Raw genomic sequence first — 18,246 nt, 5'->3', positions numbered from 1 at the left:
TCCCCTAGCCCGCCCGCGACTTCCTCCGCTGTGTCCGTTTCTGAGCGTCTCGATTACTCCATCCCTTTCCGCCTCTTGGAGGATTTTTTGAACCCTCGCTGCGCTCAGGTTGCAACATTCGCCTATCTGGTCGGCCGTCTCGTCAAACGCCAGGGAACCGCCCTCAGTGAACGCGGCGCGATCCCAGCAGATGTGCAGCACGATCGCATGACCGGCGTTCGGAGCGGTCGCCAAGACTTCGTGCAGTTTGTCCAGGCTTTGCCACCGTGCTCGGCTCTTGCCTTTGTTGTTGCGGTCGGGAACGTTCACCAATCCGTGCCCTCCGCGGCTAACACGCCCTCAGCGTTGAATTGGTCAAACTTTGCTTCCCGCTCAGCCGGCGGAGGCGTGAACGGGTTACGCTCACTGAACGACATTTGCGGGCCGTTGAAATACAGGTCGTAACTACGCTTCGCCCCGTGTCGATTCTTGACGCACTCCAACCGCAGCCATTGAATCGGATCTTCGCGGTCGGGGTCGTCGGGGTTGGTCGCTTCGTTCAACAGGTAGGCGGATGATGCGCCATACTCGACAGAATTGGAGTCTCGAAACGCAGCCATCGAACTTTCGTTGTAGCCGGCTCGATTGAGTGCTGAAACGCAGATCACGCCCCACCCATCGGCGCAGTATCGCGAAGCCATCGCCATCGTTTGTTCGCTGCGGGTCTTGGCGTCATCTCCGGCGTTGCCGAACAGTTGCAGATAGTCGAGCACCAATAACCCCGGCTTCTTCGTCACCTGTCGCCACAGGTCCAGGTCGCCGATACCGCAGAAGTCTTGCTTGACAAACTTTGCTCCCGCGATTCGCTGAATTAACCCACTCGCATCGTTGGCCAGTTCTTGACGCTGGTATGTCGTTAGGGTGTTGAACCGAATCGCGTCATAAGACACGCCCGCAAGCCCCGCCAAGTGTCGCTTAATCAGCACCTTGGCCGACATTTCCAGCGAAGCGACCACGACGGGCAGGTCGGGCTCGTTGGCCATCGCGTTGTATGTCAACTCCATCGCCAGGGCTGTTTTGCCGCGTCCAGGTGGCGCGCCAATGAGTTTCAGCAGACCGGGACCAATTTCAATTTTTGGAAACGCTGGCCCGCAGTCGAACAGCTTGTCAGCCTCGCCGTTCAAAATACCTGTAACGACACTTCGGCAGACGTCGGCCGCGTCGTCGAACATGTGGGCCAAGTCGGCTTCGGTGGGCGGATCTTTCTTGTCCGCGGTGTTCGGCTTCGATGCTTTCCCGTTCGCCGATGTTGCTGATTGACCTTGATACGCTCCCCCGTCGCTGTTGTCGGCCCAATTACCGTTTTCGAGCGAGTTGTCAGCCCATCGCTTTCGGATCTGGTCGTCGGTGTACTCCCGCGGGAACGGATAACTCTTCTCCATCTCGCGCACCAGATCGACCGTCTGATCGGCGTCAAAGTCGAAGAACTTGCAGATGCCAGCGTAAGCATAGAGCCGGCGTGAACCGTCGTTGCCGTCGCTGTGCTCGTTGCTGTACTTCATCATGCCCTTGATGGCACGATCCCATAGGTCAACTTCGTATTCTTCTGTCCTAGGAAACCGCATAACAAACCTCCGTGCTGGTCGCTTGGCTTAGCTGGTCCAGGGTGTAAACCCGGCTCGGTTCATAGTCGTGACAAAACACGAGGTTGCCGTCTGTTCGTCGCTGCCCGACCACCCGTAAAACGCGATCGATGTTGGCGGTTGAATCCAGCTTCCCATCGGCCAAATTGTTGAGCCGTTGCTCCCATCGTTTCGCAATGCCTTTGACCCGCTCCCGATCGTCGTCGTCGGCAATGCGGTGTGGCCTTTCGAGAATCCAATACGCATGGAATCCGCCGTCGCTGCCGTCGCTGTTGACGATCAATGTCGGCTTGTGTGGCATCTGGCCAAGAATCCATAGCATCGCTTCGCGGGAGTGATACCGGGATGATTTGCCAGCGTCGCAATCAAGGTGCAGCGAAACAATCGTTTTGACTTCCGACAGGTTGCCCGTGAGGAAACGCCCCTTGCCTTCCCGCCTGGACCGCTCACGCATCGCCTGTGCGTCCATCAAGTTAATTTTGAGGTAATGCCCCTCCTTGCCGGCCAACGCTTTAGCGGCGTCGACAAGTGCGTCACCGCTGCCGACAGGATGAACCGAAAGTAGCTTTCGCTTCGATGGTTCAACGATGACGATTTCGCCATCGTCGGCAGTGCAGTTGCCGTAGAGTGATTCCAACCATGCCGCCGTTTCGCCGTGGTCGTTCATTGCATCCCCTTCACGTCAAGCGGAAACTCCAACGCATACTTGGCATCGAACACGTCAACGCCAGCAGGCACGAAACCGATGTAGCCCTCTGCGTCGACCAGACTGCCGACTTCTGTGTCGTTTGGGTCGTGAGGGACAACGGTGTCCCACAGATACCGCTTGTCGATGACGCGGCCTTGCGAGTCCCGTTTGATCTCGTATTCCTTGACCGCGGCGACAATAAACGCCGCGGACGTGTAGACCTTTCGGTCCAGCGGGCAGATCCAGACGACATCCCAGCTACCGGAAACGATTTGAATGATCTCTCGTTGAATCTCCATCACTCAGCCCCTCCCAACGGAATGAACGTTAAGTCATCGCCGCCAGCATCAATCAGGTAGTGAAACGGAACGCTCCACTTTTTGGATTGGCCTTGGGCTACAGCAATCGCACGGGTCCGATTGACTTTCAAAACATCAGCCGGCTTGCCGCCAAGTTCAGGCCCGCACAATCGTGAGAAGAACACGGCACCGGCATTGCCGATTGCCCGATTCAGTCGCTCACGTTCTTGTAAGTTGCTGATCCGCTGGGTCAGCTTTTCGTTTTCATCGGTCAACTTGCGTAGCTGTTGACGATGCCGCTCGATTGCCTTTTGGTTGCTGTCGTGCTGTTTGCGTAGCTGGTCAATGCTGCTCATCACTCAGACCCCCAACGCATCGCAGATGCGATCAAGAGCAACCCGATAGTGCTCTGTGTCCGACAGGTCACGCCGGTAGCTCTCCCAGCCGACCAGACGCGATAGGCTCGCTTTGACCAGTGAATACCGGTCCCAGATGTCACGATCGCCGCGGTAGCTTCGGGCTCGCTTTTCCAGTGCCAATAGCCGCGGCTCGGCCTTGGTCATCGCGTCCCAAGTTGCTGGGATCGGTGCCGGCGGAACGATCGCTCGCCTGGGGAATTGGCTTGAATGTCCGTTTGTGTCCCGTATCATGTAGATACTCCTTTGAGTGCTGGTCGCCGCTGCGAAACTTTGACCAGTTGCCGCCCGCCGGTTGTCCGTTGCCGGTGTGGCGGTTTTCAATCCTTTGCCGCCGGCGTTCCGTTGCCGGTGGTGTGGGTGGTTAATTGCCGGCGGTGATCGCCGCTTCTGCCTTGCTGACCTCTCGATCGATCAGCCGATCCGCTCGGTCATCGCCGAAAAACTCTCGGAAGTCGCAGTCGGAGAAAAACCATCGTTCCGCCGCGGCGTGAATCGTCGGGCCATCGACCGGGCAGGTAATCCGCCGGGCCTTGCGATGATGCAAATACAACCGCTCTCGGCTTCGTGAACGAATCGCGACCGGATAGGCGTTGTCGATGTCGAGTGGGTGCCGTGATCGCTTGGGGACCGCCCACACGAATCGCATCGCGGTGATTTGTTCTTCCCGCTGATCCGCTCGCACGTCGCAGCACGACAGCACGGGCAGACGCAAGGTGTCGGGGAAACACTTGTGAAGCAGCCAGTTGTGCGCTCGCATCGTCCAGCCAAGTGACCGATAAGCCTTTCGGTATTCGCTGCTGCCGTCGTGGACGGTCAGCAGTCGACCGGATTCGATGCAATCCCAGTGCGGGAAGTCTGACAGCGGCTCTCGGGAAAACCGATCGGCTGACCAGCAGACGACGAAAGCGTCGTGAGCCTTGGCCATTGCGACCGCTTCGTCGCGTTTTGGCATCGTCTTGCGGTTCGATCCGCTACCCGTTTCCGCAAAGTCTGCAATCACCGACAATCGGTTCTCGTCGCAGAATCGCAAGATCGGTTCAAACTGCGATCGGGCGTCCTGGGTGCGGGAGCTAACCCGGCGATAGAGAACAGCGGCACGTTGCATTGAATCGACCACCATCAAACCCACTCCTTGGGAGCGGATGCCGGGGCCGACTTACGCTTCGGCTTCGGTTGTGATGCCGCCAGACGATCAGCGATGTATTGCTGAAGCGACTCATCGGGCACCAACCACTTACACCGCTTGGTGCCGTTGCCGGTTGCGACCCCTCGGATGATGCCTGCCTTCACTTTTTGGCGGACAGACTCTTTGTGCTCACGCAGAAACTTTGCGGCTTCTTCCAGCGTGTGAAGCTTGGTGATCCTCATAAAAAAACTCTCCGTGTGTTGCGGTTGGTTACCGTTGACACACGAAGAGTAAAGGCGTTTTTCAGCAGTTCAATTCAGCTTTTGGCTTGGTTTCCTCGGCTTTCCTGAGGTTTCCTAATTAGGAACCTTGTTCATAGTTTCATTGTTGGCGTTCGCCCATGACTGCACGCTCTCAACCGTGCATGGCGCTGACGGGAACCCTCTTTTCTTTCGCCAGTTGCGGATAGTGCGGACATTCACCTCGAAGCAGATTGCCCACGTCTGGTCCTGGTATCTCTTGCCTACCGGTAACGGATCCGGTTCGGCTTCGATCATCGCAGCCAGTTGATGGCAGAACGCGGAGAAGTTTCTTGCCCTTAACCGCCAGTTGTTGTTAGTCGATAGACAAGTAGCACCCTCGCTGCGCGATACAACTTTTTGGGACAGCACGTTCCCATGATCAGATAGCCGGTCTGCTAGGAATACAAACCAGCTTGACTGCGTAAATTCGCGAAGTGTGCCGTCACGGTGATCGACGTTCTGGGCGAATAGCTCTGTCAGAAAATCGGCGTCAAGAAATCCGATGCCAGATTCAAACATCGCTTTCATTACAATCCCGCCTTCCGCGGTCGCTGCCGTCATTTCATCCCCGGCAAACTCATCCGATACGCTCGTTGCGATGGTCTCGAAACGATCAGCCAAGCGGAGCACCCTTTTTAGTAAGTCGTTCATTTTGCACCCCGCTTTGCCTTTGTGCCGTTCTTCGCTGGTGTCGGCTTCCCGGCCTTGAACCACTTACGCATCTGTTGACAGACTTTCTTGACCCGTTCGTCGGGAACACCCTCCCGGTATTCGCCGGCCATCGTTCCTTCGACGTGCCCCATGATGAAGTCGATCGCCGCCTGATCGGTGCCGCCCTCGGTTTCGAGCGTATGACGTAGCGCGTAGTGCCCAACGCCTTTACGGTAGACGCCAGCGGCCTCAGCGGCCTTTTTGAACGCCTGTTGAATCGGAGATGTGTTCTCGCCGTCGACGTACCACGGTTTTCGGTGCGTCGTCATGAAAACCAGATCATCCCATTCCGGCTTTCGGGCCGGCGGTCGGATCTCCATTGCGTCCCTGATCGCCGCCATCGTCTCCGGCCACAACCACGCCGACCGCTCGATGCCGGTCTTTTCTCGCAGCCCCCGCAGCCAGTGACGTTTGAAGTCGATGTCAGAGACACTCAGCCGACCGCAATCAGCCGGGCCATAGCCGGCGTTGATCCCCAAGTAGATCATTGCTCGCAGCTGGACAGGTGCCGCGTCAATCAGTTTGTGGATCTCCGCCGCGGTGAATCGCTTGGTGTTCTGATTCCGCTTGTGGAGCCGCTGGCGCTTCTTTGAGACACGTTTGAAGTTTGGGCCGGTGTTAATCCGGGTTGGGACTGCTTCGACGTCATAGGCAAACTTGAAGACGATCGAAACGTCCCTGATCCGGGTGTTGATCGTCGCCGGGGACCAATCCGGGCTGAACTTCGACCGCATGAACTGGAAGTCCGCCGGGCCCAAGGTTTCTAGCCGTCGCCCCTTGCCGAAAATCTCCGCGATGTACTTGCAGACCCGGTGATAGTCCTTCAACGTCCGCTTGGCCAAGTCGCCCTGATCACACTTGGCTTGCTGGGCGTCCATGAACGTATTGCAGAGCCACCCCACGGTTCCGGGCCCGCTGGGCGTCGTCGGTGTCGCTCCGGCCAGGATCGCATCGATTGACGCGCGGTATTTGGCCAGGGCTGCGTCGGGATCGTCCCATGTGCCGAAAAAATACTTCTTGCCCCGGATCGTCTTTGCCCACTGCCCGCTTGCGTGAGCGTAGAGCGGAAAGTCCTTGTGCGGCTTGCTGGGCCGCGTCGTGCCGTCTTTGACGCTCATTGGTGAACCTCCGGCCTTGGGCTCACCTCGGTACCCCTGGGGTACCGGAGACATTTACGGCAGAGTGCCGCGCAGATAGAATCCTGGTGCATTGCTTGAACCTCTACTTCAAGTGATGTGCTGGCGTTGTCGGTCCCCCAAAGACCGGCAACGCCTTTATGATAGCGAAAAGACGCTTTCAAGGGTACCAGACAGGGGTACCAAGCGAAAAACACCACCCGCGCCCATAGCTCAGCTGGATAGAGCATCGGACTTCTAATCCGACGGTCGGAGGTTCGAATCCTCCTGGGCGTGCTGTTTGAGGTTCTCGAACCATCTCTAGCCGCTGAGTTCGCTCTCGACTGGGGCGGCTCAGTTCTCGACTTCCACTCCGCCGCTGGCAAGTGCGGCCTGAGTGATGAATCCGATCTCGGGGTAGATCTCGCCAAGCTTCATATCCTGGTGATATCACGTTTCGAGCCTTTCAACGCCTCCTTGGGGACACACGCCTCCTCGGGGACACGGCACTCGGGTTAGCTTGCATCGCCTCCTCGGGGACACGGCACTCGGGTTAGCTTGCATTGAATAGACTTACGCCATGTCCCCACGACCAGTGTCATCAGACTCACCATGTACCCAGCCACGCGCATACAGATGGGTCAATAAATGAGCTGGTCAAAAAAATGGGAAGCCCGTCACTTCAGTCGGGCCAATCCGAGGCATACATCTTTTGACCACTCCATTTTTTGACCATCTTCCCGGAGACAACTACGGCAGTTCGAAAATGACCGCCGAATGGACTCGGTTGGCCGATCCGGTCCCCCCGTCAACGTTTTCACGAATTCCGTAGAGATATTCGACACCGAAGCGCACGCGGTCGAGTGGCTGCCAGATCAGATTGGCCGCCAAATAGGTGGTGCGGTGGACGGCATCGGACGCCTGCAGCGGCGTGTTGTCCAGGCTGTTTTCGGCGTAGGTGAAATTGGAGGTCAAACGGTCGTTCCACTCCTGTGTGATTCCGACCATCCAACCGAACAGCCCCAGCATTTTTCCTGTCGACGCGGATGTCGGCGCCGCATCCGGCAACCCGCGGTAGCTGCCGATGCCTTCGCCGAACACGATTTGGGAATAGATCGTGTTTCGTTCACTCAGCAAGACGACTCCGGAAAAGTTGATCCCCCAAGCATTGGCCGTCTCCACTTTCTCACCGGTCGGCTGAAATCCGACGACTCGATACAGATGGGCCGTTTGGAAACGCCCCCATTCACGCTCGAAGCGCAATCGAGCCACAAAGTCGGGGGACGGCGAACGAGCTTCGCCGGTGACACCGACCGGCGTCTCGATGATGAACCGCGTGTCTTCAACTGCGAAGGCGAACGTCAGATCGTCCGAGAAGATCGGGCGCGTCCAGCGCGCCTGGACTTGCCTGCGATTCACACTCGACACCGAGCCTTCGAAATCGATGGTCGCCGGCGCTGCTGCGACGTCTGTGAAGGTCGTCCACGTCTTGCCGACCACAAGCGGCCCGACTTCCCCATAGGCATGCCGCAATCGGATCAATTCACTGTCGGTGCCGAAGAAGTCTCCTTCCACGAACACCCGTACATCGTGACCCTCGGTCGTCCATCGCGTATCGAGACTCAGACGCGTCTGTTTGGCGTGAAAACGTGCGTTCGTTCGCTCGGGCGCCCCGACAGGGATGCTCGTGGTCACAAACGTGTCGGTGGAATCGATCGGATCGAAGTCGTAGATGAAGTCGGCTTTGACATAGCCGCCGATTTTCAGTGCAACATCTTGACCGGATACGATCAGCCCGCCTTCAAAATCGGGTGCCGAGTAAAGATCCAATCCGACGTCGAAACGCCGCCCTTCGGAAATGCGGCCTCCGACGAAGCGTTCCAGGTTCATCAAACGCGATCCGAACCCGCCCCCGCTTTCCGATGGTCCTCCCACAGAGGCGACCAGTGTGGCGTCAGTTGATTCCAGCAAGGCCCGCAAATCAGATTCGGTGCCCTGACCGCGCGCGACGACAGCAAGCACCGAACAAAGGAGCATCCCCCCCAGCTTTGCTATCACTCGATTCGAACCGCGCATCCGTCTCACCCGTCACCCGAAATTGCCCCCTTTCGCGGACAGTACGCAAACCGAGCCCCCACCAGCAATGCCAAGATCGTCGCGCCACAAGCCGCAACGGGGACATGGCACCCGGATTCGCTAGCACAATGCAGGCTGAGCCGCCTCGGGGAAATGGCACAGAGAGCCGCCACGGGGACACCACAGCGAGATGGGGACACGGCACCAAGCTAACGCGTGCATTCAATGGATAGTGCCGTGTCCCCGGGCGCTCTCGGTGTCCCCGGGCGCTATCCTCCTTGGGGCTCGCGTTCCCAGGCTCGTGATGTGTCCCTGGGCTCGCCCTGTCGTATTTTTGGGTCAAAAAATGGGCTCTATCGCTGCGATCAGGAAAACATGAGGCACCCATTTTTTGACCACTCCATTTTTTGACCCTCTTCCCGGACGCAGATGGAAGCTCGGGGTCATGATGGAAGCTCGGGGTCATGGCACATCAAATTGCAAGCATACCGTCAGTCGGTGCCATGTCCCCGAGCGAGCTTTTGCTTGCATGGTGTAGATTGGTGCCCTGTCCCCGGGCACGCTGTCCCCCGGCGGGCCTTTGCTTGCATGCGGGACGCGGGGAAACGGCACTGAGCGTTTGCATGCATTTGGCGGACAGGTGCCATGTCCCCGAACAAGCTCTCTGGGGACACGGCACTTGGCTTCTCCGGTCGTAGACGAGGAGACGAGTCCAATCGAATTGCCAGACGCATGGACTCCTCGCGTCTTCCACTACGACAGCACGGGGACAGATAGCATGGGGACATGGCACCCTGGTTTGCTTGCATGAGGTAGACTGGTGCCATGTCCCCGTGCATGCTTTATGTCCCCGTGCATGCTTTTTCTAGCGAGACTGTCGCAGGGGGCGTCCTTCCTTCCCCCCTTTGATTTTGGAACTTGATGATGAAGCTGGTGTTTACCCCGGTTGCTGTCCTCTTGGTGGCGTTGTTGTGTGGCCGGCCCCTCCTTGGCGAGGAGGCCACTGCGCCGTCTCCAGGCAAGCAAATCGAACAGACGCTCCAGACCAGTGACGGCGGCAGCATTTCCTACCTGCTCTATCTGCCCAAGGATTACGACGGTGAGTCGAAAACGCCGCTGATCCTGTTCCTTCACGGTCGCGGTGAAAGCTATGGTCCGCTGAGCCTGGTCGCGAAATGGGGACCGCCGCGGTTTGCCGCTCGTGGTGACGATCTGCCCTATGTTCTGGTTTCTCCGCAATGCCCCGGGGACGATTCGTGGAACAAGCCGACGCAACAAAAGCGGCTCGTCGAACTGCTCGACCACATCGTCGCAACACTCAGCATCGATGAAAATCACGTCGCCCTGACCGGATTGAGCATGGGCGGCTACGGGACCTGGCGACTGGCAGCCGACCACCCGGAACGGTTCTCCGCCGCCGTCCCGGTCTGCGGTGGTGGTGACCCGGCCGATGCATCGAAGCTGAAGGACTTGCCGATCTGGATCTTCCACGGAGATCAAGACGGGGCAGTTCCGTTCGAGCGTTCGGTCGAAATGTTCGACGCGATCAAGCAAGCCGGTGGCGAAAAGGTTCGCTTCACCTCGCTCGAACACATCGGGCACAATTGCTGGTCGGCGACCTACGCGACGCCCGAGTTGTTCGAATGGATCAGCAAGCAGGAGCGGGGCAATTAGAAACGTCAGCGGGGTAAGAGTTGGTCAAAAAATCTAGTGGTCAAAAAATGGGGTTCATGCGAGAGACGTTTCATCCGCCGGTGCCCCAATTTTTTGACCAACCCATATTTTGACCAACCGTTCGAGCGTTGGTGCCTACGCGTGTCTAATACCGACCAATCCACCCTCGCTTCGCTCGCCCCTCTTGCCAGATGTCTTTTGACCTCTTCAGGCAGAGCTAGGTTTCACTGTGTTGACACCGCGACGACTCGATGGAGTCTCCCGGAACTTCACCGACGATGGACGTAGACGTAGTATGCCCCACAAATCTCGTTGCCGTCATCGTCCAGAAACGCGGTCGTCAGTTCGATCGGGCCCGGTTCCAAGTCGATCTCGGTGGCAAAGAACGTCTGGGATGCATCCGGCTGAAGCACTTTGCTTTCGTCCCCGATTTGAGTTGTGGCCGATGCGATCGGCAACGATTCGCCTGTGACGAACGTTCCATCGACGACCTGCGTTTCCGGCACGGATGCCTGGAGTGAGAGTCCGGATTCACGCGGCCAACGCCTCAGTTCCAATCGATACGTTGCGGCACGGTCGACGTGCAGGTGCCACGTCCCATTCTTGCGATCGGCACGGCGGATTTGCCGTTGTTGATCCACAAACACGTCCAGCCATTCGCACGCCGTCAACATCATCGGGTTTTCCGCATCGCTGCCGATGATCACCCGTTGTGGTGTCATGACATCGTCTTTCACGCCGTCCCACCACGTCTGGAGGTGCGAACGCATTCTGGCAACGACGCGTTGGTGGGCCGCAGCAACGTTGCGGTCCTGGTGCGGGTCCGCTTCGATGTTGTATAGCTCTCGGTTTTCCAACAATCGCCACTGTTTCCACAACACCCCGGCGCCGTCGCGATGGGGAATCGCCGGACTTTGTTTCGTGTACTTGACGCGAAAGCCGGGCATTCGGCTGTAGTTGATCACCAACATGCGATCGTCCAGCGAATCACGCTCCCCGCGCAACAGCGGCGCCAGACTTTGTCCGTCCAACCGGGTCGACGGGGGCGGAACGTCGGCCAGGTCGGCAAGCGTCGGCAGCAGGTCTTGGACGTGGGACAGTTCATCGATCTCGCGGGCCGGCCCGATCGATCCGGCGGGCCAACGGATGAAGCAGGGCACACGGTGGCCGCCTTCCCAAAGCTGCGTTTTCTTGCCACGCATGCCGGCGTTGAAGTAATCCTGGCCCATCGTGCTGCCGTTGTCGGTCAAAAACACAACAATCGTGTTCTCAAACAGCTGTTCTTGCAGCAGACGTTGATCCAACTTTCCGACGTTTTCATCGATGTTGGCTCCCATCGCCAGAAAGCTGACCAGGTCGGCCTGCTTTTGCTTGTTCAGGTGTTTGACGATCTCCGGGTTTTCCCCAATCGCTTTGCGCAGCGGCTCACGATACTTTTCGGGAACGAACCAAGGCCAATGCGCCGCGTTGAGTGCGATGTAGGCGAAGAAGGGGCGATCATCGTCACCGGCAATCCAATCGGCGGCCTCGTCAAAGAAGACATCGGTGCAATAGCCTTTGTATCGCTGTCGTTTGGTGTTGTGGATGTAGGTGTCGTCGAAGTAATCGTTGTCCCAGAAATCAGGCACGCTGTTGATGTGTGACGACGGAAACCACAACGCCTCTTCGAACCCGCGGTCTTCCGGGCGAAACGGATAGTTGTCGCCCAAGTGCCATTTGCCGAAGATTCCGGTGCGATACCCGGCGTCTTGAAACACGTTGGCGATCGTCTTCAAGTCAGCCTTTAACAACGTTCGACCGCTGCTGACATTGCTCGCACCGTTACGGAACGCATCCAGCCCGGTCATCAATTGCCCGCGTGTCGGCGTGCACATCGGCGCGACGTGAAAGTCGGTCAAACGCACCGCCTGGCCGGCCAGCCGATCGATGTTCGGCGTCTCGGCCAGCGGGTTGCCGTTGCAAGAAAACTCACCGTACCCCTGATCGTCCGTCATGATGACGATCACGTTGGGGCGATCAGCAGGAACGAGTGGGACACTAAAAACGACCGTAGCGGCAACAAGAAAAAATCGCATCATCGGGCAGGAGAAAGCGTGGAGGCGGGAGGGAGAGGATCGCCCAGTTTAATCGACCCAAAATGTTTTAGCGACGCTATCTGTACATCGCCCTATTAAAGGTTCCCCGTCGCGTGCACGGTGTCGCGATTAACAAGCATGGAAACACGACGACCAGCGCTCCTTGACACACAATTCTTCCCGAGTAGCAGAGAATTGCGGCGAGTTTAACGGGTCAAAAAATTGGTTGGTCAAAATATGGAGTTTCGTAGTTGACCGGGATTCGCTGCGGATCGTTTGGTTCTTTGACCAAATCGACACGGGGGCATTCGGGTGATCCTGTCCATTCGGATTTCATTTCTTACCAATGTTTTTTCGGAAAACCGAAACTAAATTTCCGAAAAATGGAGAGCCTCACGCTGCCGCTGCGCCGCGACTGCGGCATGCCAGCCGCCATTGGCGACATCTTCGAAGCGAGTCCCCCACGCTCCGGAGTCTAAGAGTGGATGCAAATGATCCTGTCGCCCCCCTCGTGGCCTCCTTATGGAGATTTGACCAACCTACCGGGGTTGAATCACCGGGATCGTTGTTGTGCCATCCGACCTTCGGTTACCGCGGAAATGCCGTACCTCTAGAGGCGGGTGTGCTGAGTTGATGACGCAACGCGAAGAGTTACAGTGATCGCCGGGGCCGACAATCCTTTGACTCAACAGCGTTGTTTGGCAATCACGTGAGCAACTCAGCGTACAAGCCGGCCGGTGAAACTGTATCTGGTCTCAGCTCGAAATCGCCTTTGGTGGAGGATTCGCGGTATCCTTCATCTGCTTCTGGCTCCCTACAAAACATCTCGCCGCCCAGCTTTGACGAGCGCGTCTACATCTCCGACGTTCCTTATCTGGTCGACGTCTTATCAAAGCGTGAACAGCGAACACTGCTCGTTTTGATCGCCGGTTGGTTGCTGGGCGTTGGCTTCTTCTACCTCTGGTGGTTCGATGAAAACCATGTCGCCGGCGCGTTCAAGTTCGCCCTCAACACGTTGTTGGTCACTTGGACTGCGGTGATTCCCGCCTATCTGTTGTTCTTCGTCGTCCAGATGAAGCGCGTCAATCCAAGGATTGCGATCCCGGAAACCTGGCGGGTCGCGATGGTGACCACACGGGCTCCTTCAGAGCCGTTCGAAGTGGTCCAAGAGACATTGTTGGCGATGTTGGACCAATCGTATCCGCACGACACCTGGCTGGCTGACGAAGACCCAAGCGACGACATCTTGCAGTGGTGTGCGGACCGTGGCATTCGAGTTTCGACGCGACGAAATTCGCCGGAGTACCATCAGCAAACGTGGCCGAGACGGACAAAATGCAAAGAGGGTAACCTGGCGTATTTCTATGACCACTTCGGTTACGAGAACTACGACTTCGTTGCCCAGTTGGATGCGGACCATGTGCCCGAGCAGGGTTATTTGGAAGCGGTGCTACGTCCCTTCGTTGACGATTCGGTGGGATACGTTTCGGCTCCGAGTATCTGCGGCAAAAACTTCGCGTCCAGTTGGTCCGCTCGGGGGCGACTGTATGCCGAAGCGATCATGCATGGGCCGTTGCAAGCCGGATACTCAAACGGTTATGCACCGCTGTGTATCGGTTCGCATTACGCAGTACGGACGGCGGCCCTTCGCGAGATCGGTGGCCTGGGACCGGAACTGGCCGAGGACCACAGCACAACGCTGATGATGAACGGGCACGGTTGGCGAGGGATCCATGCGCTCGATGCGATCGCTCACGGAGAGGGGCCACCGACGTTTGCCGACTGCGTGACGCAAGAGTTTCAGTGGTCGCGCAGTTTGATGGTCCTGCTGTTGACGCTGTTGCCCAAGTATTGGAGTCGACTTCCTTGGAAGTTACGCACCCAGTTTCTATTCAGCGAACTTTGGTACCCGTTGTTCTCCCTCTCGATTCCTGTGGGCTTGTTGCTTCCCGTTTGGGCGATCGTTTCCGGTGAGCCGTGGGTCGAGGTCAGCTATCTGGACTTTGTCGTCCACACCCTGCCGCTGTGTCTGTTGTTGCTTGGAATTCAGTCGCGTCTCAAACGACACGGGATCCTCCGTCCGGTCCACAGTCCGCTGCTGAGCTGGGAAGCCGCACTGTTCCAAATTGTGCGGTGGCCTTGGTCGTTCTACGGCTCCGTGATGGGAGCCTACATGTCGGTGCGTCGCCAAGTCGTTGAGTTCCGCGTAACGCCCAAAGGCGGCTCAAAACCGGTCTCACTTCCATGGCGAGTGCTCAGCCCCTACATCGCGGTACTGATCGCAACGTTTGTCCCCACCATGTTGATCTCCGAGGCCGGCCGCGCCTCCGGTTACTATTTCTTCATCATCCTGACGCAGGTGTTTTACGCCATTGCGTTGTTTTCCTTGGTCTTGATTCATCGCCATGAAGTCTCAAATGAAAAATGATAAACGGCTCGCGATGCAGTTTTTCAGCCTGGTCGCTCTGGCGGTCCTGCCGGTTTCGATGATTGCCGTCAACGGTGCTCGAGCCTTCTACGGAATTCTCGCCGAACCGCGGGGTGAAGTCGGCGCCGGCGGGGATTCCGCAGCGCGATCGGATGGCGTGGGCGCGATTGCATTGAACTTGAACAAGTCGCCCGACGGCGGCCCCGTCGTCCCCACAAACTCTCAGCCACTTCCCGATGGAGATGATTCGTTGATTTTCGGCGTTTACGACCCGGACGGGGAATTTGATCGCGACCATTCGTTGCGTTTGCGACACGTTTATGTCTCTTGGGCAGACTTTGATCCCGGCGAGTTGCGTCAGTCACTCGTTGCGAAGGAGAGCCGTGGATTCCGGATTCTGCTGACGATCGAACCATGGCCGATTGCAGGCCGTGGCGATGATTTGCTCGCTTCGGTGCTTTCTGGCAGCTACGACCAAACGCTCAAGGATCTCGCGGGGGTCTTGAACAGTCTGACGGGACCGGTCTTCGTCTCGTGGGGACACGAAATGGACCAGGATCTGACCGAGCGGTACCCCTGGTCGGGGACCGATCCCGAACAGTTCGTTCGCGCCTATCGCTATATTGTCGATCACTTCCGCCGCCAGGTGAAAACGGAGTTGCGTTTTGTTTGGGCGGGCGTTCTGAAGGAAGGCAGTTTGAGCTATTGGCCGGGTAAAGACTACGCGGATTACGTCGGCATGCCCGTGTACAGCTATCCGAGATGGGATCAGAAGACGTATGGATACATTCGAGACTTTCGCACGACGTTTCAGGAAAAAGCAAAGGTCGTGGAGGAACTCGACGTCCCACTGTTGATCACCGAATTGGGAGTCAGCGGCAGCTCCGACTTCGAAGCCTTTTGGCTTCACCAAGCGTTCATGGGGTTAAGCGATCACGAACAGCTGAAGGGGATCGTGTTCTTTTACGCCAAGGACGTCGAAGGCGCGTGGGGCAGCGATCTCGCCACACCCGATTGGAGAGTCCATCCGGATTCGATCCGTGGACTGGTGGAATGGGAACTCCGCCAAGCAGTCTCGAAAAAATCGAGCGTTCCGTAACATCGGGCCGATGGCAAGATCTACCCGACGCTGCACCGGGGCTCCTGATCAAGATGCGGCTCACCGCTCATTGAGTTTTCAGAAGAAGATACACGATGGCATCGGAACATCGCTCGGTGGTGGTGGATTCGGGTCAAAAGATTTGTTGGTCAAAGAATGCCAACACGCTGAGCAACGAAGCACGTGGTGCATCCGGGCAGTGCTTACCCTATCCTTTTTTGACCACCTCGTTTTTTGACCACCTCTTACCCGTCCTCCTTTCCGGGTTCCGGGGACGATGCGCCCGAGGGATCGACCTCGATCGTTTGATCCATGGTCGGCATGATACCGACACCGCTGAGCGACGCGTTCAACGCGCCGCTGATCGATTGGTCTTTGGTGCCTCGATCGTGGCGGCCCCACCAGCGGTCGCCGTCTTCGATCGTCCATTTCCCGGCCCCCGGGCAATGTGAGATTTGCAGCCCCAGGTCGCGAGCGGTTTGCGGGCGTCTGGCGCGTGACTTTTCCAGACAACTCATGATCGCATCTTCCAGTTGCGCCGACACGTCGATCTTGGCCCTCCGCGACGGCGGGACTGGGGATTCTTCGATGTGCTTTTGACACAGCTGCGCGATACTGGCCGCTTCAAAGACCGGCGATCCGGTCAGCAGGAAGTACCCGATCGCTCCGACGGCATAGATGTCCGTGCTGGAATCGATGGTCATCGGTGCCTGGATCGATTCGGGAGACATGTACAGCGGCGTGCCCGTCAACATTCCGTCTTCGGATCGTTCACCACGGCTGTTCTGACCGCCGGTGCCTTGCGCGATATCTTTGACCAAACCGAAATCGAGCACCTTCACCATGTCCGGCTGACAGCCCCGCCGATTCAGCATGACGTTGGCCGGTTTGACGTCGCGGTGGACCAGGCCGTTGGAATGGGCTTCGAACAGTGAGCCACAGATCTGCGACAAGATGTGGATCACTCTCGATTCGGGTTGTGGGCCGTATTGGTTGACCAACTGCTGCAAATCAATCCCATCCAGATACTCCATCGCGTAGTAGAACACGCCTTCGGGAGTTCGCCCGTAATCGTAGATCGCGATGGTGTTGGGATGGTTTAGCTGACACGTGATTTGGACTTCGCGTTCGAATCGAGCGATCGACGCTTCGTTGACCTTGTCGGCGTGCAGCAATTTGATCGCGGTCGGACGCCGCAGCATCGAATGGCGTCCCTTGTAGACGATGCCCATGCCTCCTTCGCCAAGCTTTTGTTCCAACGTGTATTGTCCGAGCTGCTGAGCTTCGATCACCGCTTCCCGTGCCTGACGCTGCAACCGGGCAACAATGATGGTGAACACAAAGATCGCGATGGCACTGGCGATCAACAACGCGTAAACGGCCAGAAACGCGCGTTGCAAAATCACCAGCGGCCGAAACGCCTGGGCGGCGTCCACTTCCATCGCAACACCGATTTCATACTTCGGCAGCCACGTCCAAGCGCCGATCACGGACACGCCGCGGTAGTCGCGGTAACCCTCGACGTCCACGCCGGAGTGTCCGTCGATCGCCGCGGCGGCCAACTTGGTCAGCGGCAATTGCGAACGACGGACGCTGGGTCGGAAGCCGCGTGTCATATCGTCGCCCGGATCACGAACGAGCAACTGCAACATCGATCGCGATCCCTCTTGGTCGGGGAGCAATCCCAGCAGGATCAATTCTTCATCGAATCGGCTGTTGGAGATCATCGCGCCTTTGGAATCAAACGCATACGATTCGCCCGACTCGCCGACCCGCCCCATCTGCAGAATCTCGGTGAACTCGCGCTCGGGAGGGATTTGCAACGCCAGCGCACCGACGACTTGAAACGAGGTGTCACGGACCGGGGCGCACACATACATCGTCGGCACTCCCACGCGGGACATGCCGTCACTGCCCTTGATCATCACCACGCTCGGAAACGGCGCCGAAACAAACGTCTCGCCCTGTAGCGCGCGATCCAGAAAACGGTCGTATTCGGCGATCTCCGACTGACCGATCAGTGCCCCATAGGAGGACGAAAGGACCCGTTTCGATTTGTCCACTAGCAAGAATCCGGCATAGTCGTGCGCCGCGATTGCGGGCCCGAGTTCTTCGGCAAGCTGCCCGTGAAGGTCGGCTTCGTCACCGGTGGGGAAACCGGCCTGTTCGGAGGGGGGCTCCAGCAGCCCGTAGACGACCTGCCGCACCCGACTGTCGTTGGCCAGCGATTCGGCGGTCGACTCCTGGACCGCGAACCACTTGCGGAGCATCTCCGTTTCCAACTCGACCAGCGTTTGCAGGCCCGAGCCGACGTTCCCTTTGATCGTCGTTTCGATGGCGTTGCGAACGAAAAAACCGACGATCGACAACAGCACCACGGCGACGATCGGCCAGGCCCAAATCTGCTTGGTCAAAAACAATCGGGTACGTGTGATCGTGTCCGAGACGCTTTGGCTGGCCCAGGTCATGTGCGCGTGGGCTTGCGGGACGTCACGTCTGGAGCGGCGAAATAGTTTAAACGGGTTCATGGCGACCAACAGAAGTGACGTTCAGGCAGAGATATTGCCCGGCGGTTTTTAGTATAATTACCGGCTTCGATGGATTCATTTGCT

The 18,246-nt window shown here is 57.7% G+C and carries 15 protein-coding genes and 1 tRNA gene; 4 read left to right on the top strand and 12 right to left on the bottom strand.

The window, feature by feature from the left end; all coding sequences use genetic code 11:
* Positions 1–305 precede the first annotated feature (305 nt).
* From H1B37_RS02500 to H1B37_RS02460, 9 genes are all read right to left on the bottom strand, one after another.
* Positions 306–1,604 (bottom strand): DnaB-like helicase C-terminal domain-containing protein, encoded by a 1,299-nt coding sequence (locus tag H1B37_RS02500; protein ID WP_182865025.1) that lies wholly within the window; start codon positions 1,602–1,604, stop codon positions 306–308.
* Positions 1,591–2,289 carry a hypothetical protein gene (locus H1B37_RS02495; RefSeq protein WP_182865024.1) on the bottom strand — a complete coding sequence of 233 codons (699 nt, stop codon included), beginning with the start codon at positions 2,287–2,289 and terminating at the stop codon, positions 1,591–1,593. The genes H1B37_RS02500 and H1B37_RS02495 overlap by 14 nt, the downstream gene beginning before the upstream one ends.
* Positions 2,286–2,609 carry a hypothetical protein gene (locus tag H1B37_RS02490; RefSeq protein WP_182865023.1) on the bottom strand — a complete coding sequence of 108 codons (324 nt, stop codon included), beginning with the start codon at positions 2,607–2,609 and terminating at the stop codon, positions 2,286–2,288. The genes H1B37_RS02495 and H1B37_RS02490 overlap by 4 nt, the downstream gene beginning before the upstream one ends.
* Positions 2,609–2,965, bottom strand: a complete 357-nt coding sequence (locus tag H1B37_RS02485; protein ID WP_182865022.1) for a BAR domain-containing protein — start codon at positions 2,963–2,965, stop codon at positions 2,609–2,611. The genes H1B37_RS02490 and H1B37_RS02485 overlap by 1 nt, the downstream gene beginning before the upstream one ends.
* 3 nt (positions 2,966–2,968) lie before the next feature.
* A complete protein-coding gene (locus tag H1B37_RS02480) occupies positions 2,969–3,259 on the bottom strand; it encodes a hypothetical protein (protein ID WP_182865021.1) in 291 nt (96 codons plus the stop codon).
* A 130-nt stretch (positions 3,260–3,389) separates the two neighbouring features.
* Positions 3,390–4,148: a recombinase family protein gene (locus tag H1B37_RS02475; RefSeq protein ID WP_182865020.1), complete on the bottom strand. Its 759-nt coding sequence runs from the start codon at positions 4,146–4,148 to the stop codon at positions 3,390–3,392.
* Entirely contained in the window at positions 4,148–4,396 is a 249-nt protein-coding gene (locus H1B37_RS02470) for a helix-turn-helix domain-containing protein (protein ID WP_182865019.1), read from the bottom strand. The genes H1B37_RS02475 and H1B37_RS02470 overlap by 1 nt, the downstream gene beginning before the upstream one ends.
* Before the next feature lie 114 nt (positions 4,397–4,510).
* Positions 4,511–5,107, bottom strand: coding sequence for a hypothetical protein (locus tag H1B37_RS02465; RefSeq protein WP_182865018.1), 597 nt, complete (start codon positions 5,105–5,107; stop codon positions 4,511–4,513).
* Positions 5,104–6,285 (bottom strand): tyrosine-type recombinase/integrase, encoded by a 1,182-nt coding sequence (locus H1B37_RS02460; protein ID WP_182865017.1) that lies wholly within the window; start codon positions 6,283–6,285, stop codon positions 5,104–5,106. The genes H1B37_RS02465 and H1B37_RS02460 overlap by 4 nt, the downstream gene beginning before the upstream one ends.
* 220 nt (positions 6,286–6,505) lie before the next feature.
* Between H1B37_RS02460 and H1B37_RS02455 the strand changes: the two genes are divergently transcribed.
* A tRNA-Arg gene (locus H1B37_RS02455) sits at positions 6,506–6,579 on the top strand.
* A 453-nt stretch (positions 6,580–7,032) separates the two neighbouring features.
* On the opposite strand, the gene H1B37_RS02450 is transcribed toward H1B37_RS02455, so the two are convergent.
* Complete coding sequence (locus H1B37_RS02450) at positions 7,033–8,172, bottom strand: DcaP family trimeric outer membrane transporter (protein WP_182865016.1); 1,140 nt, start codon at positions 8,170–8,172, stop codon at positions 7,033–7,035.
* Between the two features lie 1,107 nt (positions 8,173–9,279).
* Between H1B37_RS02450 and H1B37_RS02445 the strand changes: the two genes are divergently transcribed.
* Entirely contained in the window at positions 9,280–10,032 is a 753-nt protein-coding gene (locus H1B37_RS02445) for a carboxylesterase family protein (protein ID WP_182865015.1), read from the top strand.
* 269 nt (positions 10,033–10,301) lie between these two features.
* On the opposite strand, the gene H1B37_RS02440 is transcribed toward H1B37_RS02445, so the two are convergent.
* Complete coding sequence (locus H1B37_RS02440; protein ID WP_436298041.1) at positions 10,302–12,026, bottom strand: arylsulfatase; 1,725 nt, start codon at positions 12,024–12,026, stop codon at positions 10,302–10,304.
* 856 nt (positions 12,027–12,882) lie between these two features.
* Between H1B37_RS02440 and H1B37_RS02435 the strand changes: the two genes are divergently transcribed.
* Both H1B37_RS02435 and H1B37_RS02430 read left to right on the top strand, forming a co-directional pair.
* The gene (locus tag H1B37_RS02435; protein ID WP_220497991.1) at positions 12,883–14,535 is read left to right on the top strand and encodes a glycosyltransferase family 2 protein; all 1,653 of its coding nucleotides are present in this window, start codon (positions 12,883–12,885) and stop codon (positions 14,533–14,535) included.
* Positions 14,525–15,634, top strand: coding sequence for a glycoside hydrolase family 26 protein (locus tag H1B37_RS02430; protein WP_182865013.1), 1,110 nt, complete (start codon positions 14,525–14,527; stop codon positions 15,632–15,634). The genes H1B37_RS02435 and H1B37_RS02430 overlap by 11 nt, the downstream gene beginning before the upstream one ends.
* 245 nt (positions 15,635–15,879) lie before the next feature.
* On the opposite strand, the gene H1B37_RS02425 is transcribed toward H1B37_RS02430, so the two are convergent.
* On the bottom strand, positions 15,880–18,162 hold the full coding sequence (locus H1B37_RS02425) for a serine/threonine protein kinase (RefSeq protein ID WP_182865012.1): 2,283 nt from the start codon (positions 18,160–18,162) through the stop codon (positions 15,880–15,882).
* Positions 18,163–18,246 lie beyond the last annotated feature (84 nt).

The sequence above is a fragment of the Stieleria mannarensis genome, from assembly GCF_014154935.1.
Classification (GTDB): domain Bacteria; phylum Planctomycetota; class Planctomycetia; order Pirellulales; family Pirellulaceae; genus Stieleria; species Stieleria mannarensis.
Note: the sequence above shows the minus strand (reverse complement) of the source record. Positions and strands in the feature narration are given on the sequence as shown.